Origin of the sequence: Streptomyces olindensis (assembly GCF_040645895.1) — a bacterium.
Classification (GTDB): domain Bacteria; phylum Actinomycetota; class Actinomycetes; order Streptomycetales; family Streptomycetaceae; genus Streptomyces; species Streptomyces olindensis.
In genome coordinates this window covers 140,949-161,723 of sequence record NZ_JBEYZD010000001.1, presented here as the reverse complement: position 1 = coordinate 161,723, position 20,775 = coordinate 140,949, and the positions used below count along the sequence as shown (strand labels likewise).

Below are 20,775 nucleotides of genomic sequence, written 5' to 3'. Positions count from 1 at the left end.
CTCGGCCCCTTCCCCCGGGAAGGGGGACTCAGGAGATACCCAGATCGCGGAATCCGCAAGCAACGATCATTCCGGTGTAGCCCGCGCGCACTTCGTTCGGCCGGCCGACATGTCGGGTCTCCAGCTTTCCCGACCATCCCGCCATGCAGTCGTAGACCTGTGATTCGCTCACGTCACAGGCGGGAAACCACTGTCCGCCCACCTCATAGCCCCTCGAATGTTCCATGAACGCGGCGGCGAACGGCGCGCCGGGGGCGAGTGCGCGCAGGAAGCACTCCACTCCGTGCTGGAACTCCTCGTAGGAGGTGGAGAGGGATTCGGCAACGAAGAACATGGTTCCGAGGGACCAGCGCCCCTGCCGGTCGGTCAGACTGAAGAGATCGTTCTGCTCGACGCGCACCACCTGGCGGAATTTCTCCCTCCGTTCGTGGGTGAGCGCGGCATAGGCCCGGTGCCGGCTCAGGATGTCCCAGAACTGGTCCCAGACCGGGTCGTAGCCGTCCCGCTGTTCCCTGAGATAGCGGTAGTTGTTCCGGGAGCGGTCGAGCAGGGTGATCCGCTCGCACCAGGGCAGCATCGCGAGGGCCGGATACAGGTTCGCGCCGGCTCCGACGTCGATACCGCGGGCCGGGCGCTCAGGATTCCGGGAGAAATGATCGGCGAAATGGTCACGGACTATCGATATGATCTCCGCGTCCACATCGGAAACACTCCGGTAGTTGTGCTCGATGTAGGCCCGGGTGTCGAAATGGTCCCAGGGCGCGTCCGCGTTCCGTCGCGGGAGTTCTCCTGGTGATCTCGATTCCATGCCCCAAGGTATCAACGGGGTCGGGCCCGGACGCCCCTCTTCACGCCATCCACGACGGCGGCGGTGGCAAGCGGGGCGCATCGCAGCAGCCGAGGGCAAAGCGCCGGCCGGCCTCTTGAACGCTCAGGTCGCGCCACGCGATGCTGGGCGGATGCCGGTTCCGCCGAGAGGTCGTTCTGCGCCGTCCGCCGAGCCGCGCCACTGCCTCATGCCGCACCCTGACGCGCGGATACGAACGGTGCGGGCCGAGGACCTTTCCGAGCTCGTCCGCCTCGACGGGGAGGCCTTCCCGCAGAGTGACCGGCGCGGCCGCGGACTCGGGCGGCGGCTGATGCTCGCGGCCCTGCACCGTCTGGGGAGCGACGGCGCCGTGGAGGCCCGCCTGGCGGTCCGCCCCGACGACGAGGCGGCCCTGGGGCTGCACACGTCGCTGGGATTCGTCCCCGAGGGAGACGTACGCAGGGACCACTACGGGCCGGGTGAGGACCGGCTGCTGCTCCGGCTGGGCCTGGAGCAGCAGGAGAGCGGTCAGGTCCCCGGCTCGACGGACACGCCGGCCGTGGCACACTCTCCCGGTCGGAGGGCCGCCGGGCCCTCGTGTGGTGAGGCGGGCTCCGTCCGCAGGGGTCGGCCGGGAGGGTGAGGCACGGTGGGGTCGTCGACGCGCGGAACGCTGCGGTCCGTCGCCTGGCTGCTGTCCGGTGTCGTGGTTCTCGTCATCGGGGTGGTGTCGGCCGTCCAGGTCCGTGGCGCACTGGAGCGGGAGCGGGAGTTCCGCTCCGCGCCGGCCTGTACCTCGGTTCCGGTGCGCGCGTCGGCGTGCGTGTGGGAGCAGGGCTTCACCGTGCGGACCGCCGACATGCACCGCAACGAGCGGCGCGAGCCGCCGGAGGCGGAGCTGGTGCCGCCGTCCGGCCGGCCCTGGCACGTGACGTTCCGGAACACCGAGCCCGTCCTGTCCGAGATGGAGCCCGGCGAGAAGGTCGTCGGGCTGGTCTGGCACGGGCAGGTCGTCGAGGTCCGGGACGCCGAGGGGCGGCGGCAGCCGACCTCCTCCGGCCCCGTGGGCTGGCCCGAGGACCGGCTGGGCGGCGCGCTCGCCGGCGTCTCGTTCGGACTGCCGGCCCTGGTGGGAGGGGCGTGGGCCCTCCTCGCCCGGGGCAACCGGCGTCGTGCCGCTGCGGCGACCGTGGTGCGGTGGCACGGCATCGCCCTCGGCATCACGGCGATCCTGACGCTCTGGGCGCAGTCGGCCAACGACTGGCCGCTCTGGGCGATACCGGCGATCTGGGGGCCGCTCGCCCTGCTCGGCCTGGCGTCCATGACGGCCTTCACCCTCGCCGCCCTCCGCGGCGAGCTCGCGGACGACGACACGCCGTCCGCCCCGCGGGCACCCCAGCCGCAGGCCGGCTGAGCGAGTCGGGCCTGCCGCCCACCCCACGGCCACCCCGGCCCCAGGCCGACTGAAAGAGTCAGGTCTCCCCTCCGCCCCCACGGGCACCCTGCCCGCAGCCCGGCTGAAGGAGTTAGGTCTCCCCTCCGACGGACACCCCGCCCGAGGCCGGCTGAAGGACTCAGGTCTCCCCACCGCCCCACGGCCACCCAGCCCCCAGCCTCGCTGAAGGAATCAGGACTGCCCACCGCCCCACGGCCACCCCGCCCCCAGCCTCGCTGAAGGACTCAGGACTACCCACCGCCCCACGGCCACCCAGCCCGAGGCTGGCTGAAGGACTCAGGTCTCCCCACCGCCCCGCGGGCACCCCGCCCGCAGCCTCGCTGAAGGAATCAGGACTGCCCACCGCCCCACGGCCACCCCGCCCGAGGCCGGCTGAAGGACTCAGGTCTCCCCACCGCCCCGCGGGCACCCCGCCCGCAGCCCCGCTGAAGGACTCAGGTCTCCCCTCCGCTCCACGAACACCCCACCCCCAGCCTCGCTGAAGGACTCAGGACTCCCCACCGCCCCACGAACACCCCGCCCGCAGCCCCGCTGAAGGACTCAGGACTGCCCACCCCCACGGGCACCCCGCCCGCAACCCCGCTGAAGGAGTCACGTCTGCCGGGCGTGCACGGGGTTGTGGGCGACGTCGTCCGGGCACGTCGGGTGCGGCTCCCCCGCCCGACGGTCGCGCCGCCAGTCGTACATCGCGAGGGCCAGGGACGCCGCCATGCCGACGAGGCCGGCGCCCATCGCGGCGACGAGGGCGTTCCGGTAGTCGTCGCTCCCGTCCAGCACCAGGTAGAAGAGCCCGGGCAGGGCGGCGGTGCCCACGGCGGCGCCGAGCCGCTGACCGGTCTGCAGGGCCCCGCCCGCCGCACCCGCCATGCGCACGGGCACGTCCCGCAGCGTCATGGTGATGTTGGGTGACACCACGCAGCCGCTGCCGACGCCGCCGAGGAACAGGGCCGGGGCGGCGAGCCAGGGCGCGATGTCCAGGGGCGCGAAGCGGAGCAGCAGCGCGGCACCGCCGAGGCCGACGATCACCGCCGTGAGTCCGCCCACGGTGAGCAGGCGGCCGAGCCGGTCCACCAGCCGTCCGGACACCACGGCCGCGCACGCCGAGCCGAGGGCGAAGGGAGTCACGGCGAGGCCGGAGCGGAACGGGGAGAAGTCCAGGCCGCTCTGGTAGAAGAACGCGAAGACCAGCCAGACGCCGCTGAAGCCGATGAAGTACAGCGTGCCGACACCGGCGCCGACGGCGTAGCCGCGCACGGTGGTGAACAGGCGGGGGTCGAGCAGCGGCTGGGTGCCCCGGGCGACGAGGCGGCGCTGCCACCGGGTGAAGACGGCGAGCAGCGCGGCGCCGACGAGGAACAGCCACCACAGGCGCCCCAGGCCGCCGGCCTCGGCCAGCACCAGCGGGTACATGAGCGCGAGGACGCCGAGGCCGAGGAGCAGCACGCCGGGCAGGTCCACGTGTCCCCGGCCGGAGCGCGGGGTGCGGGGCAGCAGCCGGCGACCGAGGAGGACGGCGAGGATGCCGATGGGGACGTTGACGTAGAAGATCCAACGCCAGCCCTGGGCGCCGTCGGCCAGCGCGAGGATGGTGCCGCCGGTGAGGGGCCCCACGGCGGAGGAGATGCCGACGGTGGCGCCGAAGAAGCCGAAGGCCCGACCGCGTTCGGCGCCGCGGAACATCTGCTGGATGAGCGCGGAGTTCTGGGGCGCCATGAAGCCGGCCGCCAGCCCTTGGGCGAGGCGTGCCGCCACCAGCAGGGTGATGGTGGGAGCCGCTCCGCAGGCCGCGCTGAACAGGACGAAGCCGCTGAGGGCCAGCAGGAAGATGCGGCGCCGGTCCAGCGCGTCGCCGAGGCGCCCGGCGGTGACGAGGGCGAGGGCGAAGGCCAGGGCGTAGCCGGACACCACCCACTGCACCTGTGCGGCGGAGGCGTCCAGCTCGCGCTGGACGGTGGGCAGGGCCACCGCCACGATCGACACGTCCAGCAGGCTCATGAAACCGGCCACCAGGGTGACCCACAGGGCCCGCCAGCGGCGCGGGTCCGGCTCGTCGCCGCCCGCCCGCGCGCCCTGGTCCCGCCCGCCCGGCGCTGCTGCCGTCACCTGGGCTCCTCTCACCGGCCGCACTCGGGCGACCCAAGTTCCCCGGCCCGGCCACCGGCACACACCGGCCGGGCCGGAGTGGGCCGGCTCTCACCCTGAGCACCCGGGCACTACTCAGCGTGCTCGACCGGACGCCGCGCGAAGGGGTTCGTTTGAGCGCGCGAGATCTGTGCAGGCGTTGTGCTTGGGAAGACGACCGGCGAAAGGAACCACGTGATGGCGGCGCCCGACAACGACGAGTCGGTGGACCCGGCGGCCGTGAGACGGCACCGGGTGCTGTTCCGGGCGATCGAGAAGCGACGCCACCCGAAGCTGCGCCGCAGCGACATCACCGTGACCGACGAGGCGGCGGTCAAGCGGGCCACCAAGGCCGCCGCCCTCGGCAACGCGATGGAGTGGTACGACTTCGGCATCTACAGCTATCTGGCCTCGACCATCGGCAAGGTGTTCTTCCCCTCGGGGAACGACACCGCCCAGCTGCTGAGCTCCTTCGCGACGTTCGCGGTGGCCTTCCTGGTCCGGCCCCTCGGCGGCATGGTCTTCGGGCCGCTCGGCGACAAGGTCGGCCGCAAGCGCATCCTGTCGCTCACCATGATCATGATGGCTGTGGGGACCTTCGCCATCGGGCTCGTCCCCTCCCACGCCGTCATCGGCCTGTGGGCCCCGGCCCTGCTGATCTTCTTCCGGCTGGTGCAGGGCTTCTCGACCGGCGGGGAGTACGGGGGCGCCTCGACCTTCATCGCGGAGTACGCGCCCGACAAGCGGCGCGGCTTCTTCGGCTCCTTCCTGGAGCTGGGCACCCTCGCCGGCTACGTCGGGGCCTCCGGCCTCGTCGTCGTCCTGCAGAGCTTGCTCAGTGACGACCAGATGCTGGCGTGGGGCTGGCGCGTGCCCTTCCTCATCGCGGCCCCGCTCGGCCTCATCGGCCTCTACCTGCGGCTGAAGCTGGACGAGACGCCGGCCTTCCAGAAGCTGGAGGGCGGCCAGGTGAAGGCGAGCGAGGCCGCGGAGGCCGTGGAGACCTCGGCCGCCGCCGACCTCGGCAAGATCTTCACGCGCTACTGGCGGCCGCTGCTGCTGTGCCTCGCGCTCGTCGCGGCGTACAACATCACCGACTACATGCTGCTCTCGTACATGCCGACGTACCTGTCCGACGAACTGGGCTACGGGACCAACCACGGGCTGCTGATCCTGCTCATCGTGATGGTCCTGCAGATGTGCCTCATCAACCAGGTCGGGCGGCTCTCGGACCGCTACGGGCGCCGGCCGCTGCTGATGACGGGGATGCTGGGCTTCCTCTTCCTCTCCCTGCCGTCCTTCCTGCTCATCCGGCAGGGCAGTGTGGTCCTCATCGCCCTGGGGCTGCTGCTGATGGGGCTGTCGCTGGTGACGATGCTCGGCACGATGTCGGCGGCGCTCCCGGCGATCTTTCCCACCCATGTCCGCTACGGGTCGCTGTCGGTGGCCTACAACCTGGCCACGTCGGTCTTCGGCGGCACGACACCCCTGGTGATCACCGCTCTGATCAGCGCCTTCGACTCGACCCTCATGCCGGCCTACTACGCCACGGGCGCCGCGGCCGTCGGTGTGATCGCCGTCCTGTGCATGCGGGAGACCGCCAACAAGCCCCTGGCGGGCTCCCCGCCGTCCGTCGAGACGGAGGCGGAGGCCGAGGAACTCGTCCAGTCCCAGTCCCCCCGCCCCAAGTTCTGAACTCTCCACCTCCCGGCCGGGCGCGGTGACGACGGCACTTGCCGCAGGGCGCACCCCCGCTGTCCCCACCGCGCACGGTCGGACCGGAACCCCTCCGGCGCGGCACCGGCGTGCCTAGCGTGATGAGCGAACCGGCCGAGGACCGGGTCGACGTCACTCTGCCCGGAGGGGTTTTCCGAAGATGTCAGCGATGCCCGTCGGCGGGCTGCTTCCCCACGCCTTGGACGACGCCGCGGACCTGGTCGTCCGCAACGCCAAGGTGCACACGGGCGACCCGGGCCGCCCGGGCGCGGAGGCACTCGCCGTCCGCGACGGCGTGATCACGGCCGTCGGCGACGACAAGGACGTGGCCGCCCGCGTCGGCCCGGGCACGAGGGTGGTCGACGCGCTCGGGCGCCGGGTGGTTCCCGGGCTCAACGACGCCCATCTGCACGTGATCCGCGGCGGCCTCAACTACGTGCTGGAGCTGCGCTGGGACGGCGTACGCAGCCTGCGCCAGGGGCTGGCGATGCTGCGGGAGCAGGCGGCCCGCACCCCCAAGGGCCAGTGGGTACGGGTGGTCGGGGGCTGGTCCGCCGAGCAGTTCGCCGAGCGCCGGCTGCCGACCGTGGGCGAGCTGAACGCGGCCGCCCCCGACACCCCGGTGTTCGTGCTGCACCTGTACCAGTCGGCCGTGCTGAACCGGGCCGCTCTCAAGGCCGCCGGCTTCACCAGGGACACCCCCGACCCCAAGGGCGGCCAGATCGTGCGGGGCCGGGACGGGGAGCCGACCGGCATGCTGCTGGCCGCGCCCGGCGCGCTCGTCCTCTACTCGACCCTGGCCAAGGCTCCGGTTCTGGAGAGCGCGGAGGACCGGCGCGACTCCACCCGGCACTTCCTGCGCGAGCTCAACCGCTTCGGTCTGACCTCGGCGATCGACGCCGCCGGCGGGTTCCAGAACTTCCCCGAGAACTACGCCACCGTCATCGACCTGGCCCGGGCCGGGCAGTTGTCCCTGCGCATCGCCTACCACCTCTTCCCGCAGACGCCCGGGCAGGAGATCGACGACCTGACCCGCTGGGTCGGGACGACCCGCCCCGGGGACGGGGACGCGTGGCTGCGGCTGAACGGCGCAGGGGAGAACCTGACCTGGGCCGCCGCCGACTTCGAGAACTTCGCCCAGCCGCGGCCGGAGCTCGCCCCGGACTACGAGACGGAGTTCGAGAAGGCGGTGCGCCTCCTCATGGAGAACGGATGGGGCTTCCGGCTGCACGCCACCTACGACGAGACCATCCGCCGTGACCTCGCGGTGTTCGAGAAGCTCGCCGCGGAAGGGCTGTTCCCGGCCGGGAACCGCTGGCTGTTCGACCACGCGGAGACCGTGAGCGCGGAGAGCCTCGACCGCGTCGCCGCCCTCGGCGGCGCGATGTCCGTGCAGAACCGGCTGTCCTTCCAGGGCGAGGCGTTCCTGCGGCGCTACGGTCCGGGCCGGGCCGCGGACGCCCCGCCGGTCCGGGCCATGCTGGACCGCGGCCTGACCGTGGCCGCCGGCACGGACGCCACCCGGGTCTCCACCTACAACCCGTGGGTCGCGCTGCACTGGCTGGTCAGCGGCCGCACGGTGAGCGACCTGGCGCTGCGCCCGCCGGCGAACCGCGTCGACCGCGGGACGGCACTGGCGATGTTCACCCGCGCCGGGGCCGCGCTGACCGGCGAGGCCGAGGTCAAGGGCGTGCTGCGGCCCGGGTGTTACGCGGACCTGGCGGTGCTGTCCGAGGACTACTTCACCGTGCCCGAGCCGGACATCGCGCACATCGAGTCACTGCTGACGGTCACCGGTGGCCGGATCGTCCACGCGGCCGCCGAGTACGAGGGCCTCGACGAGGAGCTGCCGCCGGTCAGCCCCGCCTGGAGCCCGGTGGCGCACTTCGGCGGCTACCAGGCGTCCCGGCCGTCCCGCTCGTCCGGCCCGGGCCCGTCCGGCTGGCATCAGGCCGAGTCGCTCGGCCAGGCCGTCGCCGCGTCGCGGGAACACCACCGGTGGCGCGTCGCGCGCGGCCTCGCCCCGGACGTCACGAGCACCCCCTTCGACCCCTGCTTCGACCTCTGAAGCCTCAAGTCCATCCCCTGAAGTCCGAACTCCACCACCGAGGAAGGCCCACACCCATGGTCGCCATCGCCGACGTCACCGCCGCTCCCAGCCCCGACCTGCTCACCCCGGACAACTGCGCGGTGCTGTTCATCGACCACCAGCCGCAGATGTTCTTCGGCACCGGCAGCGGTGACCGCACCGCCATCATCAACGCCACCGTCGGCCTGGCCAGGGCAGCCCGGACCTTCGACGTGCCGGTCGTGCTGAGCACCGTGGCCGCCGAGTCCTTCTCCGGACCGCTCCTGCCGCAGCTGGCGGACGTCTTCCCCGAGCAGAAGGTCGTCGACCGCACGTCGATGAACGCCTGGGAGGACGTGGACTTCGTCGAGGCCGTCAAGGCGACCGGCCGGCGAAAGCTCGTCATCGCCGGTCTGTGGACCGAGGTCTGCGTCGTCCTGCCCGCGCTCTCCGCGCTCGCCCAGGACTACGAGGTCTACGTGGTCTCCGACGCGTGCGGCGGCGTCAGCCCGCAGGCCCACGAGCACGCGATCCAGCGCATGGTCCAGGCCGGCGTCGTACCCGTCACCTGGGTGCAGGTGCTCCTGGAGTTGCAGCGCGACTGGGCCCGCACCGAGACGTACGGTGCCGTGACCGACGTGGTGAAGGAGCACGGCGGCGCCTACGGCCTCGGCATCGTCTACGCGCACGCCGTCATCGGCTCCCACGCCGCCGGCTGAGCCCCGTACGGCGGGAACGTCAAGAACTGGCAGAACAGACAGAACAGGCAGGAACGGGCGGGGACGTGATGGACGCTGGGCTGCTGGTCCTCCGGCTGGTGGTGGGCCTGCTCATCGCCGGGCACGGGGTGCAGAAGGTGAGCTTCCGGCTCGGGGGCGACGGATGGGCGGGCGGGGCCGAGGAGTTCCGCCGGGACGGGTTCCGCGGCGGCCGGCTGACCGCCCTCGCCGCCGGGGCCGGTCAGATCGGTTCCGGCCTGTTCCTGGCCGCGGGGCTGCTGACGCCCCTGGCCGCGACGACGGCGATGGGCGTGATGACGGTCGCGGGCACCGTGAAGTGGCCCCAGGGGTTGTGGGTGCAGAACGACGGCTACGAGTACCCGCTCGTCCTGGTCGTGGTCGCGGCGTCCCTGGCCCTCGCCGGGCCCGGGCGCTGGTCCTTGGACCACGTGCTGGGCGTCACCCCCTGGCCGGTGTGGGCCGGTGTCGCGGCGATCGCCGCAGGACCGGCGAGCGGCCTGCTCACCCGCGTGGTGCTGCACCGGTCCGCGCCGGCGGCGGAAGGGACGCGGTATGCGCCGGCTGCTGACTGACGCCGTCCGCACGCTGGTGCCGGGCCGGGCGGACCGGCACGGCCCGCTGTCCCCTCTGCTGCTGGTGCTGACGGTCGTCACCGGGCTGGTGGACGCGGTCAGTTACCTGGCGCTCGGGCACGTCTTCGTCGCCAACATGACGGGCAACGTGGTCTTCCTGGGATTCGCCCTGGCGGGCGCCGAGAGCCTGTCCGCGCTCGCGTCCGCCGTCGCGATGGTCTCGTTCCTCCTGGGCGCGCTCACCGGGGGCCGGATCGGTACCCGGTTCGCCGCGCACCGGGGGCGGCTGCTGGGGTCGGCGGCGGCGGTGCAGACGCTGCTGGTCGCGGTCACCGTGGTGGTCGCCGCCGTCTCGGGCGGCCGGGTCACCACCGGCGTCCAGTACACCCTGATCGTGCTCCTGGGGCTCGCCATGGGCCTGCAGAACGCGGTCGCCCGGCGCCTCGGCGTGACGGATCTGACCACCACCGTGCTCACCCTCACCCTGACGGGCCTGGCCGCGGACTCCACCCCGGCGGGCGGCGAGGCCCCGCGCCCCGGCCGCCGGATCCTGTCCGTGCTCGCCATGTTCCTCGGCGCCCTGGCCGGGGCCGGGCTCATCCTGAACGGCCATCTGGTGTGGGCCCTGGTGGCGGTGCTGGTGCCGCTCGCCGCCGTGGCCGTCGCCGGCCACCGTCTCTCGGCCGGGACGGCCGCCTGGATCCGGCCGCCGTCCTGAACCACCTGCTCCCGCGGCCGTCCCGGCCATCCCGGCCGGCCGGAGGACGGCGGCCGGACGGAGGGCGACGGCGGCCGGACCGAGGACGACGGCGGCCGGACGTATCATCACGCGGTGGAGACCGGGGTGGGGATCGCGGCGCCGTTCGGCCGGCTGCTGCGCGCGTTACGGCAGAGCAGACGGCTGACCATCGAGGAACTGGCCGAGGCGTCGGGGGTCTCGGGGCGCGCCATCGGCGACATGGAGCGGGGCCGGAGCCGGCGTCCGCACCGGGGCACGATCACGGCGCTCGCCCAGGGTCTGGAGCTGGACGAGGCCGCCCACGCGCGGCTCCTGGCCGCCGCCCGCGCCGCCCGTCCCGGCGTGCGGCCCGCCGAGTCCGGGCGGGCCTCGTCCCACACCCTGCCGAGGGGCGTGCGTGACTTCGTCGGCCGGCAGGGGGAACTGACCGCGCTGCGCGCCCTCGCGCAGGAGGCCGCCGAGGGCCACGGGAGCGCGCCGCCCGCGGCCGTGCTGTTCGGCCCGCCCGGAAGCGGAAAGACCACCCTCGCGGTCCGGGTGGCCGAGGAACTGGCGTCCTCCTGCCCCGACGGGGCGTTCCTGGTGGACATGCGGGGCCTGGACGAGCGGCCCCTGCCGCCCGAGCAGGCGGTGGCGCGGCTGCTGGGCTCGTGGGGCGTGGCGGACGCCGAGGTGGCCCGCATGAGCGACGCGGAGCGTCTCGCCCGGTACCAGGAGGTCGGCGCCGGGCTGCACGCGGTCCTGGTGCTGGACAACGCCGCCGGAGAGGCCCAGGTCAGGCCGTTGCTGCCGCGAGCGGGGCGCCTGCTCGTGATGGTGACGAGCCGCCGTACCCTCGCCGGTCTGGAGGGGGTGCGGCGCGTCGAGCTCGGGGTGCTGGACCGGGGGGAGTCGGCCGCGCTGCTGCGTGCCGTCGTGGGCGCCGGGCGGGTGGACGCCGAGCCGGAGGCCGCGGACGTCGTGACCGAGCTGTGCGGTCATCTGCCGCTGGCGCTGCGGGTGGCCGCGAACTGGGCCGCCACCCGCGCCAACTGGAGCCTCGGGCGGCTCGCCGACCGGCTCGCCGACGAGGACCGCAGGCTGGACGCGCTGAGCGCGGGCGACCTGCGGGTCAACTCCGCCTTCGCGCTGTCGTACTCCCGGCTGGCTCCCGAGGCCGCCCGGATGTTCCGGCTGCTCTCGCTCGTGCCCGGCACCGACTTCGGCGTGGCACCCGCCGCGGTCGTCGCGGGCGTCCCGCTGCCCGACGCCGAGGACCTCCTGGAGGAACTGCTGGAGGCGGGCCTGCTGATGACGTCACGTCAGGACCGCTACCGCCTGCACGACCTGCTGCGCCTGTACGCGCACTGCCGGCACCGCTCGGAGGACGGCGAGCAGAGGTCGGCCGCCGCGCGGTCCCGGCTGCGGAACTGGCTGCTGGACACGGCCGTCCTCGCGGGCCGCTGGTACGAGCCCGACTATGGCGCGCCGCCGCCGGACCCCGGCCGGCTGGTCGCCCTGGACGACCGGGAGCGGGCGGCCCACTGGATCAAGGCGGAGAGCGACAACTGGCTGGCCGCGTTCCGCGAGGCCGCGGAGAACGGCGAGCACGCGCGGGTCGCCGAGGTCGCGGAGGCCATGCACTGGTTCTCCGACCACTGGGCGTCCTCGGGCCACTGGGTCGAGGTCTACGAGCGGGCCGCCGCGGCCGGCGCCGCGCTGGGCGACGCCGGACTGGAGGCGACCCACCGCAACTACCTCGCCTGGGCCTACTGGGTCTGCGCGCACCGTCACGACGAGGCGGTGGCGGCGGCCCGGTGCGCCCTGCGCCTCGCCGGGGAGGCCGGGGAGGTCCGGCAACAGGCCTGGGCGCACGCCTACCTCGGCTGGCTGCACGACGCCGTCGACGACCTGCCGCCGGCGGCGGACCACTACGGCCGGGCCATGGAGCTGTTCTCCGCGGCGGACGACATCAACGGGTACCTCCAGGTGGCCTGCGGGGTGCTCCGGGTGCTGGGCGGGACGGGCCGTGCGCGGGCGGCCGTCGACACCTACCGGAACATCCGGGAGGCGCTCGCGGACCCCCGCCACCACGACCGGATCCCGCCGAACGTACGGGAGTTCACCCTGCTGACCGCCACCTACTCCGTCTCGTTCGTCCTCCTCGACCAGGGGAGCTGGCGGGAGGCGGCCGACGCCCTGCTCACCATCCGCGGGCAGTTCGAGGCCCGCGGATGGCAGAAGCAGGCGAGCAAGGTCCACCTCCACCTGGCCCACGCGCTCGCCCGCCTCGGTGAGCGGGACGAGGCCGCCGCCGAGTACCGCGCCGCGCTCGCCACGGCGGACGGCGTCCCCGCGGACGTGCACGACGCGGCCCGTGCGGGCCTCGCCGCCCTGACCGAGGACCGGCCGGCACCGGCCCTCCGGTTCGAGCGGTGACACGGCCCGCGCCGGGGCCGCAGACCTAGGCCCGGCGGCCCGTGGTCGAGGCGAAGCCCAGCCAGGTGTGCCGGTTGTTCCACCAGCACCAGCCGACCTTCGGGGCGTTGCGGCGCTCGCGGCCGTCCCGCCCGGTGCCGTTGCTGATCCAGATCGCCGGGGTGCGCGCGTCCAGGGAGCCGTCGGCCTTGCGCAGCCGGGAGCCGATGGTCATGAAGCAGCGGTTGCGCTCCAGGGCCTCGGGCTGCTGGAGCACCCAGTGGATGCCCTCGGTGAGCACCAGCGGGGTGCGTTCCTCCTTGGCGAGGGCGGGCAGTGCCTCGTCCGGGGACCAGTTGCCCATGTGGTCGCCGCGGTCGACGCCGGTGACGAGGTAGAGGGGGGCGTCGGGCAGGTCGGGCGCGCACGGGGTGAACTCGTCGACGTCGGGCATGTCGACGACGACGAAGCCGGGTTTGCCGTCGCGGCGGAGCAGCGGGGCGAGGGCGGAGGCCGGGGCTCTGTCCGGGTGCACGGCCAGCAGGGCGTCGCCGTCACCGGCTGCGGCGGCGAACGTACGGATCTCCTCGGCGGACAGCCCGGCGATCTCGTGCACCCCCAGCTCGATCAGCCGCTCGGCCTGCGCGCTCAGGGCCGGGAGTGCGGGGAGGGCGGTGGAGGTGGCGGGCGAGGTGTCGGGCACGATGCTCCCTCGGGTCGAAGACGTGGGCGAACTCATGGGCAACGCATCGCCCTGCCGGGACGTTCCCGCTCCGCCGTCTCCCGCTGTCCTTCGCCGCACAGGCCGTGCCGCTGCCACTCGCGGGGTGTCACCCCGTAGGCCGCGCGGAAGGCACGGCTGAAGTGGCTGGGGCTCACGAACCCCCAGCGGCGGGCGACGGTCGCGACCCCGTGCCCCGGGGACCGCAGGAGTTCCCGGCGGCACCGCTCCAGCCGCTGCGTCCGGATCCACTCCCCGACCGTGGCGCCCTCCAGCTCGAACAGCTTGTGCAGGTAACGGACCGACATGAAGTGCGCGGCGGCGATCCCGGCCGGGGACAGACCGGGGTCGGAGAGGTGGCGGCGGATGTGGTCCTGCACGCGCACGAGGGTGGCCGCGGCGGTCTCCGGTGCCCGGGAGACGAAGCGGCCGCGTCGCTCCTCGATGAGCAGGGCCAGCAGGTCGAGCGCGGTGGCGGCGAACTGGCGGCCCACCGCGGCGTCGAAGCCCGCCGCCTCGCGGGCCAGGCGCGCGAAGTAGGTCGCGACCAGTGCGGCGCTGCCGTCCCGGCCGGAGAAGGCCGTCGCGGTCACCGCCCGCAGGTCCTCGTCCCGTACGCGGAGGTCCTGCCGGGGGAAGTGGAAGGAGGTGAAGCTGAACGGGTCCCGCACCTGCTTGCGGAACAGGCGGGAGGAGTCGGAGAGGGAGAAGTCGCCCGGCTGGATCTGGGCCTGTCTGCCGTCCTGCTCCTTGATGGCGCTGCCCCGCTGCTGCAGCGTGAGGATGAGGATCTCCTCGCCGTCCCGGGCGATCAGCCGCCGACTGCGCGTCACGACCTGCGGGCCCGCCTGGACGTGCGTGACCCGTAAGGAGCCCAGGCGGTCGCTGACGATCCTTCCGGGCGACGGGTCGTCCTCGAGGAGTCGCATGTCCAGCGGCACGAAGGCGCGGGACACCGCGTCGTGCCAGCGCTCCGCGCGGTCGGTCGCCGGCAGTGACGCGGTGGAAAGGACGACGGACACCTGGTTCCCCCTGGGCGGCATCGAAGGGCCGGCGGTTCCCGATCGGCTGCCGGCCCGACGATGTCACCATCCGGGCCCCAGGGGGTCCAGGAAGAATCGGAGGAAGAATCCGATCACTTGGCGAGGAAGGCGAGCAGTGCCTCGTTGACCTCCTCGGCGTGGGTCCAGAGCAGGCCGTGCGGGGCGCCCTCGATCTCGACGTAGTCCGCGGCCGGGAGCGCCTTGTGGAACGGCCGGGCGGTCGCCTCCACGGGCAGGATGCGGTCGCCCGTGCCGTGCAGGATCAGGGCCGGCACGTCGATGGCCGGGATGTCGGCGCGGAAGTCGGTGTACCAGGTGGAGGGCGCGGCGGCCGCGGCGAAGGAGCCTCCGCCGGCGGCGACGTTCCAGCTGTTGCGGACGGCCTCCTCGCTGATCCTGCTGCCGAGGTTCTCGTCGAGGTTGTAGAAGTCCTGGTAGAAGCCGGTGTAGTACGCGTACCGGTCCGCCTTGACGGCCGCGACGATCCCGTCGAAGAACTCCTTCGGGGCGACGCCCTGGGGGTTGTCGTCGGTCTGGAGCAGGCAGGGCTCCAGCGAGGCGAGGAAGGCGACCTTGGCGACGCGGGCGGAGCCGTGGCGGGACACGTACCGGGCGACCTCGCCGGTGCCCATGGAGAAGCCGACGAGGACGGCGTCGCGCAGGTCGAGGGTCTCCATGACGGTGTTCAGGTCGTCCGCGAAGGTGTCGTAGTCGTAGCCGGTCGTCGGCTGGGAGGACTGGCCGAAGCCGCGCCGGTCGTAGGTGATCACGCGGTGGCCGGCGTCCAGCAGTGCGGCGCTCTGCCGCTCCCAGGAGTGCCCGTCGAGCGGGAAGCCGTGGATGAGCACGACCGGCTGCCCGGATCCGTGGTCCTCGTAGTACAGGTCGATGGCGGTGGAGTTCTCCTGGCCCACGGTGATGTACGGCATGTGCTGCTTCCTCGTTTCCGGCGGTTGATGCGGGGATCGCGGCCACGCTAGGCCGCGGGCACCGGGGCGGATTGCCGTGCGGCGCACGGGTCCTTGACCGGGGGCGCACCACGGCCGGAGCCGGCCGGCCACCGGTTTTAACCCGTCGCGCCGCCGGGTCCGGCGTGGCACCATCGCCGCCATGCAGGGGTTCATGACGCCGGATCAGATCGCCGCCCGCTCCTCCCGCGCGCTCGCCGCGGCCGTCGCCGCGGGGCGTGATCTGGGGCTGGCGGTGACCGACGCGAGGGTGCTCTACGACGTCTTCTCCGTCGTGGTGCACCTCGCTCCGTCGCCCGTGGTGGTGCGGGTGCCGACCGTCCTGCTCCCGTACGCCGACGCCGCCCACCAGTCGGCGCAGCAGCGGCGGGAGCTCGATGTGGTGGCGTGGCTCGTGGAGCAGGGTCACCCGGTGATTCCGCCGAGTCCGCTGGTGCCGCGCGAGCCGGTGCGGCGCGACGGTTTCTCCATGACGTTCTGGCAGTTCGTCGAGGTGGACCAGAGCGCCGAACCGGACTACGTGCGCAACGCCGGCCTGGTCGCCGATCTGCACGCCGCGCTGCGCGCGTACCCGGGCGAGCTGCCGTTCCTGTCGGCGGCCGAGCCGCGGTTCGTCACGGAGGGGCTCGCCGCGCTCGAAGGGCGTCCGGACCTCCTGGACCCGGCCGACCTGGACCGGGCGCGGCGGGAGTGGGAGGTGCTGGCACCCGTCGTCGGCTCACGCGCCGGGTTCGAGGCGGCGTTCCCCGGGGTCGAGTTCCAGCCGATCCACGGGGACTCCCCCGCGGCCAACATCGTCCCCGCCGCGCAGGGCGAGCTGTACTCCGACTTCGAGCTGACGACGCTCGGGCCGGTCGAGTGGGACCTGGCGGCTCTCGGCGCGGACTGCGAGGCCGCGTACGACGCGGCCGCGGAGCGGCGGGGGCTGCGGCGGCTGGACGAGGGTGTGCTGCGGTTCGTCAACGCCGTGGGCATGTGCCGCGCGGTGGCGTGTCTCGCGCTCGCACCGCAGTTGCCTCTGCTCGTGGACGCGCTGAAGCCGGCCGTGGAGCAGTGGCGGACGATGCCGTTCGCCGGCGGCCTGGGCGGCTGAGCGCCGCTCGGGGGCCGACGCCGGCCGGCCGGGCGGCGCAGCGGGCCGGGCCGGTGCCGCTCTATTCGGGGAGCGGCCGGTCGTCCACGACGTGTTTCATCACGAGGGTGGAGGTCAGGCGCTGCACGCCGGGCAGCCGGGCGAGGCGCTGGTCGTAGAGCTGCTGGAAGGCGGCCAGGTCGGCGGTGGCGACGCGCAGGAGGTAGTCGGGCTCGCCGAACAGGCGCTGGGCCTGGAGCACGTGCGGGACGGCGGCCACCGCCTCCTCGAACGCGGTGACGGTGTCGGCGTCCTCCCAGCCCAGGGTGACGAAGACCAGGGCCTCGAAGTCCAGGCCCACGGCGGCCGGGTCCACCACCGCCCGGTAGCCGCGGATCGCGCCCTCGCGTTCGAGGTCACGCAGCCGGCGGTGGCAGGGCGAGACGCTCAGCCGCACGCGAGCGGCCAGCTCGGTCACGGTGAGCCGGCCGTCCAACTGCAGCTCGGTAAGAATTTTCCGGTCCAGGGCATCCATGGAGAAGATTCTGCCCCAGAACCCGCGATCAAGGGGGAAAGAAGAAAACACCTTCGGGCGGATCCGTCCTAGCCTTCCTCTCGCGACAAGGCACGTGAGAGGGACTGGTCCATGGACACGACGACGCTGGCGGCATTCCTGGCAGTGGATCTTCTGCTGGTGTTCACCCCCGGCGCGGACTGGGCCTACGCGATCACCGCGGGCCTGCGGGACCGGTCGGTCGTACCGGCGGTCGCCGGGCTGGTCGCCGGATACGCGGGGTACACGCTGCTCGCGGTCGCGGGCCTGGTGGTGGTCGTGGCGAGCTCGGGCACCCTGCTCACCGCCCTGACCCTGGCCGGGGCCGGCTACCTGGTGTGGCTCGGCTGGGGCGTGCTGAGGCAGCCCGCCGCCCTGACGGCCTCCGCACAGGGGGCGGGTCCCGCCGGCTCCTCGGCAGGGCGGGTCATGCTCAAGGGAGCCGGGACCAGCGGGCTGAACCCGAAGGCGCTGCTGCTGTACTTCTCGCTGTTCCCGCAGTTCATCGACCCGGCGGGCGGCTGGCCGGTCGCCACGCAGACCGGCCTGCTCGGCTCGCTGCACATGACCGTCTGCGCCGTCGTCTACCTCGCCGTGGGAGTCCTGGCCCGCACGGTCCTGAAGACCAGGCCCTCCGCGGCCCGCGCGGTCACCCGCGCCTCCGGCGTACTGATGATCGCCATCGGCCTGTTCCTGCTGGCGGAACGCCTGGCGGGCTGACGGCGCGGCCTTCCGCTAGCGCGGTGCGATGGCCTTGAGCCAGTCGTCGACGGTGAGCACGTCCGCCCACTGCGGGAACAGCTTCTCGGTGAGCATGGTGTGCACCTCGGGGTCGGTGTCGAGGCAGCCGTCCGCCAGGACGGTCAGTCCGAAGTCCAGGTCGATGGCGCGCCACAGCGTGGACAGCACCACGGCACTGGTGGCGATGCCGGTGAGAACGAGGCTGTCGATGTCGCGAGCCCTGAGCACCAGGTCGAGGTCGCTGCCCGAGAAGGCGCTCCCGCGTCTCTTGGTCACCACGACGTCGCCCTGCCGGGGGGCGACGTCGTCATGGATCCCGGTGCCGGCCTGCCCCTCGGTGAACAGGCCGGCCTTCACGATGTTCGCCATCACCTTGTTGCGGGGGCTGACTTCCGGATCACCCGGGCGTAAGCCGATCACCACGTAGATCACGGGGATGCCCGCGGCCCGGGCTCCGTCGATCGCCCGGCGCAGGCGCGGCAGATATCCGGAACCGTCGTCGGCGACCGCCACGATGTCACGTTGGACGTCCATCACCAGAAGCGCATTCTTCGCCATGCTCCGTCCCTTCTCCGTGGAAGAACGAGAGCAAGTCTGGTGGATGAGCGGTGCCGCCGTCAGGGGGTTACCGCGTGTCGACGATGCCGCCGGTCACCGCGATGACCTCGCCGACCGTGTAGCTGGAGTCGGCGTCGGAGGCGAGGTAGACGTACGTGGGGGCGATCTCCTCCGGCTGGGCGGCCCGCTCCAGCGGGGCCTCGCTGCCGATCTGCGCGAGTCCGTCCGGCGGCATGTGCGGGTCGGCCTCGTTCAGCGGTGTCCAGGTCGGGCCGGGTGCCACGACGTTGGCGCGGACGCCCCGCTTGGCCAGGTGCACGGCGACGGACTTGGTCAGGGTGATCAACGCGGCCTTGGACGCCGCGTAGTCGATCATCGTCGTGCTGCCCTTGAGGGCCTCTTCGGTCGCGGTGGCGATGACGGCGTCGCCGGGTTCCAGGTGGGGCAGCGCCGCCATGAGCAGATGGAAGTACGCGTAGACGTTCGTCTTGAACGTCCGGTCGAAGTCCTCCGCGGTCAACTGCTCCAGTTCCAGCTTGCTGTTGAGGTACGCGGCGTTGCTCACCAGGATGTTCAGCCCGCCCAGCTCCTCCGCGGTCCGCTCGACGGCCTGGCGGCAGAACGCCGGGTCGGTGAGATCGCCGGGCAGCAGCAGACAGCGCCGGCCCTGCTCCTCCACCTCCCGCCGCACCCGCTCGGCGTCCACCTGCTCCTCGGGCAGGTACACCACGGCGACGTCGGCGCCCTCGCGCGCGTACAGCAGGGCCACGGCCCGTCCGATGCCGGAGTCGCCGCCGGTGATCAGCGCGACCTTGCCCTCCAGTTTCCCGCTGGCCCGGTAGCGGCTCGCCCGGTAGCGCGGCGCGGTACGCATGTCGGCCTCGATGCCGGGCCGCCGCTGCTTGTCGGAGTCGTAGGGCGGCTCGGGCTCGGACACGACCTGTGGTGCGGACTTTTCCTCCTCGTGAGGCACGGCTTCCCCTTCTCCGGTGTCGTCCACGGCGGGGCCGGTTCGTCCCGGTCCGCGCCGTACTTCCCCGCACCGCGTTCCCACAACGGCGGCGGCCATGTTCCCCGTCGGGGAGGACGGGCGAGGGGCCGGAGCGGATTGCCGGCAGGCACAAGGGGTACTCCGACGATCTTGCAACCCCCGGCCTTCGAGCCGGCCAGCGGAAGGAGAGCCGTGTCTGACGAGACGGTGAAGAACGTCTTCGTGATCGGGCTCGACGAGGCCAACCTGCCGACCCTGCGGCAGATCCCCGGAGCCGAACGGCTGCGTTTTCACCAGCTGCTGACCGTCGAGGAACTCCAGGTCGGCGAGGTGCACCTGCCCACGCTGCTCGACAAGGCGCAGAGCGTGCTGGACGGCTTCGACGGCAGCGTCGACGCGATCGTCGGCTACTGGGACTTCCCGGTCAGCACCCTCGTCCCGATCCTGAGCGAACGCTACGGCACCCGCAGCACGAGCCTTGAGTCGGTGGTCAAGTGCGAGCACAAGTACTGGAGCCGGCTGGAGCAGCAGAAGGCCACCGACCGGCACCCGCGCTTCGGCCGGGTCGACCTGTCGGCCGAGCCGCCCCGCCCGCCCGACGGCGTGCGGTTCCCGATGTGGGTCAAGCCCGCGCTGTCGTACTCCTCCGAACTCGCCTTCGGAGTCGCCGACGAGGAGGAGTTCCGCAAGGCGGTCACCGAGATCCGCGACGGCATCTCCCGCATCGGCCGGCCCTTCGAGCACATCCTCGAACGCATCGACCTGCCGCCGGAGATGGACGGCGTGGGCGGCCGGGTGTGCCTGGCCGAGGAGTCGATGTCCGGCGTCCAGGTCGCCGTCGAGGGCTATGTCCACCAGGGGGAGGTGACGGTCTACGGCGTCCTGGACTCCATCAACTACCCGGACTCCCCCTGCTTCCTGCGCCACCAGTACCCCTCGACGCTGCCCGCGCCGGTCATCGCGCAGCTCCACGACGTCAGCGTGCGCGTGATGCGGCAGATCGGCATGGACTCGGCCACCTTCAGCATCGAGTACTTCTACGACCCGCGCACGCAGGAGATCAACCTGCTGGAGATCAACCCCCGGCACTCCCAGTCGCACGCGGAGCTGTTCCAGTACGTCGACGGCGTGCCCAACCACCACTGCATGGTCAGCCTCGCCCTCGGCGACAATCCGCGCATGCCGCACCGTGAGGGCCCGTACGCGATGGCCGCGAAGTGGTACCACCGCTGGTTCACCGACGGCGTGGTGCGCCGGGTGCCGAGCCGCGCGGAGATCGACCGCATCGAGCGGGAGACCCCGGGCGTGCGCATCGAGGTGGTCCCCGAGGAGGGCAACAGGCTCTCGGAGCTGCCCGGACAGGACAGTTACAGCTTCGAGCTGGCGCACATCTACACCGGCGGGGCGGACGAGGAGGAGCTGCGGGAGAAGTTCGACCACTGCGTGGCCGCCCTGGGCCTCGTCTTCGAGGACGCCCCGCCCGAGGCCGAAACCCCGCGAGAGTGAGGAGC

General features: G+C 72.8%; 19 protein-coding genes. 11 read left to right on the top strand and 8 right to left on the bottom strand.

Features of this window, described 5'->3' with window-relative positions:
• Nucleotides 1–28: 28 nt before the first annotated feature.
• On the bottom strand, nucleotides 29–808 hold the full coding sequence (locus ABZ948_RS00720; protein WP_359755995.1) for an SCO2525 family SAM-dependent methyltransferase: 780 nt from the start codon (nucleotides 806–808) through the stop codon (nucleotides 29–31).
• A 208-nt stretch (nucleotides 809–1,016) separates the two neighbouring features.
• Between ABZ948_RS00720 and ABZ948_RS00715 the strand changes: the two genes are divergently transcribed.
• Together ABZ948_RS00715 and ABZ948_RS00710 are read left to right on the top strand one after the other, a co-directional pair.
• Nucleotides 1,017–1,451, top strand: a complete 435-nt coding sequence (locus ABZ948_RS00715) for a GNAT family N-acetyltransferase (RefSeq protein ID WP_359755993.1) — start codon at nucleotides 1,017–1,019, stop codon at nucleotides 1,449–1,451.
• 6 nt (nucleotides 1,452–1,457) lie between these two features.
• The gene (locus tag ABZ948_RS00710; RefSeq protein WP_359755992.1) at nucleotides 1,458–2,222 is read left to right on the top strand and encodes a hypothetical protein; all 765 of its coding nucleotides are present in this window, start codon (nucleotides 1,458–1,460) and stop codon (nucleotides 2,220–2,222) included.
• A 633-nt stretch (nucleotides 2,223–2,855) separates the two neighbouring features.
• Here the strand turns inward: ABZ948_RS00710 and ABZ948_RS00705 are convergent.
• The gene (locus tag ABZ948_RS00705; RefSeq protein WP_359755990.1) at nucleotides 2,856–4,367 is read right to left on the bottom strand and encodes an MFS transporter; all 1,512 of its coding nucleotides are present in this window, start codon (nucleotides 4,365–4,367) and stop codon (nucleotides 2,856–2,858) included.
• Nucleotides 4,368–4,583: 216 nt separating this feature from the next.
• Here ABZ948_RS00705 and proP point away from each other — a divergent pair, with 216 nt between their 5' ends.
• The 6 genes from proP (at nucleotide 4,584) to ABZ948_RS00675 (ending at nucleotide 12,638) form a co-directional block, all read left to right on the top strand.
• Nucleotides 4,584–6,080, top strand: coding sequence for a glycine betaine/L-proline transporter ProP (proP, locus tag ABZ948_RS00700; RefSeq protein WP_359755988.1), 1,497 nt, complete (start codon nucleotides 4,584–4,586; stop codon nucleotides 6,078–6,080).
• 181 nt (nucleotides 6,081–6,261) lie between these two features.
• Entirely contained in the window at nucleotides 6,262–8,169 is a 1,908-nt protein-coding gene (locus tag ABZ948_RS00695) for an amidohydrolase (protein WP_359755987.1), read from the top strand.
• Nucleotides 8,170–8,225: 56 nt separating this feature from the next.
• The gene (locus ABZ948_RS00690; protein ID WP_359755985.1) at nucleotides 8,226–8,888 is read left to right on the top strand and encodes a hydrolase; all 663 of its coding nucleotides are present in this window, start codon (nucleotides 8,226–8,228) and stop codon (nucleotides 8,886–8,888) included.
• A gap of 68 nt (nucleotides 8,889–8,956) precedes the next feature.
• Nucleotides 8,957–9,481: a DoxX family protein gene (locus ABZ948_RS00685; RefSeq protein WP_359756111.1), complete on the top strand. Its 525-nt coding sequence runs from the start codon at nucleotides 8,957–8,959 to the stop codon at nucleotides 9,479–9,481.
• Complete coding sequence (locus tag ABZ948_RS00680; protein ID WP_359755983.1) at nucleotides 9,462–10,199, top strand: YoaK family protein; 738 nt, start codon at nucleotides 9,462–9,464, stop codon at nucleotides 10,197–10,199. Before ABZ948_RS00685 ends, ABZ948_RS00680 begins: the two co-directional genes overlap by 20 nt.
• A gap of 114 nt (nucleotides 10,200–10,313) precedes the next feature.
• Nucleotides 10,314–12,638 (top strand): helix-turn-helix domain-containing protein, encoded by a 2,325-nt coding sequence (locus ABZ948_RS00675; RefSeq protein WP_359755981.1) that lies wholly within the window; start codon nucleotides 10,314–10,316, stop codon nucleotides 12,636–12,638.
• A 25-nt stretch (nucleotides 12,639–12,663) separates the two neighbouring features.
• Here the strand turns inward: ABZ948_RS00675 and ABZ948_RS00670 are convergent, their stop codons facing one another.
• The 3 genes from ABZ948_RS00670 to ABZ948_RS00660 form a co-directional block, all read right to left on the bottom strand.
• On the bottom strand, nucleotides 12,664–13,320 hold the full coding sequence (locus ABZ948_RS00670; RefSeq protein ID WP_359755979.1) for a DUF5701 family protein: 657 nt from the start codon (nucleotides 13,318–13,320) through the stop codon (nucleotides 12,664–12,666).
• Between the two features lie 32 nt (nucleotides 13,321–13,352).
• Entirely contained in the window at nucleotides 13,353–14,360 is a 1,008-nt protein-coding gene (locus tag ABZ948_RS00665; RefSeq protein WP_359755977.1) for a helix-turn-helix domain-containing protein, read from the bottom strand.
• A gap of 113 nt (nucleotides 14,361–14,473) precedes the next feature.
• Complete coding sequence (locus tag ABZ948_RS00660; protein WP_359755975.1) at nucleotides 14,474–15,310, bottom strand: alpha/beta fold hydrolase; 837 nt, start codon at nucleotides 15,308–15,310, stop codon at nucleotides 14,474–14,476.
• A 181-nt stretch (nucleotides 15,311–15,491) separates the two neighbouring features.
• Here ABZ948_RS00660 and ABZ948_RS00655 point away from each other — a divergent pair, with 181 nt between their 5' ends.
• Nucleotides 15,492–16,442 carry an aminoglycoside phosphotransferase family protein gene (locus ABZ948_RS00655; protein WP_359755974.1) on the top strand — a complete coding sequence of 317 codons (951 nt, stop codon included), beginning with the start codon at nucleotides 15,492–15,494 and terminating at the stop codon, nucleotides 16,440–16,442.
• Between the two features lie 61 nt (nucleotides 16,443–16,503).
• Here ABZ948_RS00655 and ABZ948_RS00650 read toward each other — a convergent pair whose 3' ends face one another.
• Entirely contained in the window at nucleotides 16,504–16,956 is a 453-nt protein-coding gene (locus tag ABZ948_RS00650) for an Lrp/AsnC family transcriptional regulator (protein ID WP_359755972.1), read from the bottom strand.
• A gap of 111 nt (nucleotides 16,957–17,067) precedes the next feature.
• On the opposite strand from ABZ948_RS00650, the gene ABZ948_RS00645 reads away from it, so the two are divergent.
• The gene (locus tag ABZ948_RS00645) at nucleotides 17,068–17,694 is read left to right on the top strand and encodes a LysE family translocator (protein WP_359755970.1); all 627 of its coding nucleotides are present in this window, start codon (nucleotides 17,068–17,070) and stop codon (nucleotides 17,692–17,694) included.
• Nucleotides 17,695–17,709: 15 nt separating this feature from the next.
• On the opposite strand, the gene ABZ948_RS00640 is transcribed toward ABZ948_RS00645, so the two are convergent.
• Both ABZ948_RS00640 and ABZ948_RS00635 read right to left on the bottom strand, forming a co-directional pair.
• On the bottom strand, nucleotides 17,710–18,273 hold the full coding sequence (locus ABZ948_RS00640) for a cysteine hydrolase family protein (protein ID WP_359755968.1): 564 nt from the start codon (nucleotides 18,271–18,273) through the stop codon (nucleotides 17,710–17,712).
• Nucleotides 18,274–18,340: 67 nt separating this feature from the next.
• Entirely contained in the window at nucleotides 18,341–19,246 is a 906-nt protein-coding gene (locus tag ABZ948_RS00635; RefSeq protein ID WP_359755967.1) for an SDR family oxidoreductase, read from the bottom strand.
• A 210-nt stretch (nucleotides 19,247–19,456) separates the two neighbouring features.
• On the opposite strand from ABZ948_RS00635, the gene ABZ948_RS00630 reads away from it, so the two are divergent.
• Nucleotides 19,457–20,770 carry an ATP-grasp domain-containing protein gene (locus ABZ948_RS00630; RefSeq protein ID WP_359755965.1) on the top strand — a complete coding sequence of 438 codons (1,314 nt, stop codon included), beginning with the start codon at nucleotides 19,457–19,459 and terminating at the stop codon, nucleotides 20,768–20,770.
• The last annotated feature ends 5 nt before the right edge of the window (nucleotides 20,771–20,775 follow it).

What these genes read in the sequence shown, in the direction of transcription:
- ABZ948_RS00720 (WP_359755995.1), bottom strand. Translation starts at nt 808, where the DNA reads ATGGAATCGAGATCACCAGGAGAACTCCCGCGACGGAACGCGGACGCG.
- ABZ948_RS00715 (WP_359755993.1), top strand. Translation starts at nt 1,017, where the DNA reads ATGCCGCACCCTGACGCGCGGATACGAACGGTGCGGGCCGAGGACCTT.
- proP (WP_359755988.1), top strand. Translation starts at nt 4,584, where the DNA reads ATGGCGGCGCCCGACAACGACGAGTCGGTGGACCCGGCGGCCGTGAGA.
- ABZ948_RS00695 (WP_359755987.1), top strand. Translation starts at nt 6,262, where the DNA reads ATGTCAGCGATGCCCGTCGGCGGGCTGCTTCCCCACGCCTTGGACGAC.
- ABZ948_RS00690 (WP_359755985.1), top strand. Translation starts at nt 8,226, where the DNA reads ATGGTCGCCATCGCCGACGTCACCGCCGCTCCCAGCCCCGACCTGCTC.
- ABZ948_RS00685 (WP_359756111.1), top strand. Translation starts at nt 8,957, where the DNA reads ATGGACGCTGGGCTGCTGGTCCTCCGGCTGGTGGTGGGCCTGCTCATC.
- ABZ948_RS00680 (WP_359755983.1), top strand. Translation starts at nt 9,462, where the DNA reads ATGCGCCGGCTGCTGACTGACGCCGTCCGCACGCTGGTGCCGGGCCGG.
- ABZ948_RS00660 (WP_359755975.1), bottom strand. Translation starts at nt 15,310, where the DNA reads ATGCCGTACATCACCGTGGGCCAGGAGAACTCCACCGCCATCGACCTG.
- ABZ948_RS00655 (WP_359755974.1), top strand. Translation starts at nt 15,492, where the DNA reads ATGCAGGGGTTCATGACGCCGGATCAGATCGCCGCCCGCTCCTCCCGC.
- ABZ948_RS00650 (WP_359755972.1), bottom strand. Translation starts at nt 16,956, where the DNA reads ATGGATGCCCTGGACCGGAAAATTCTTACCGAGCTGCAGTTGGACGGC.
- ABZ948_RS00645 (WP_359755970.1), top strand. Translation starts at nt 17,068, where the DNA reads ATGGACACGACGACGCTGGCGGCATTCCTGGCAGTGGATCTTCTGCTG.
- ABZ948_RS00640 (WP_359755968.1), bottom strand. Translation starts at nt 18,273, where the DNA reads ATGGCGAAGAATGCGCTTCTGGTGATGGACGTCCAACGTGACATCGTG.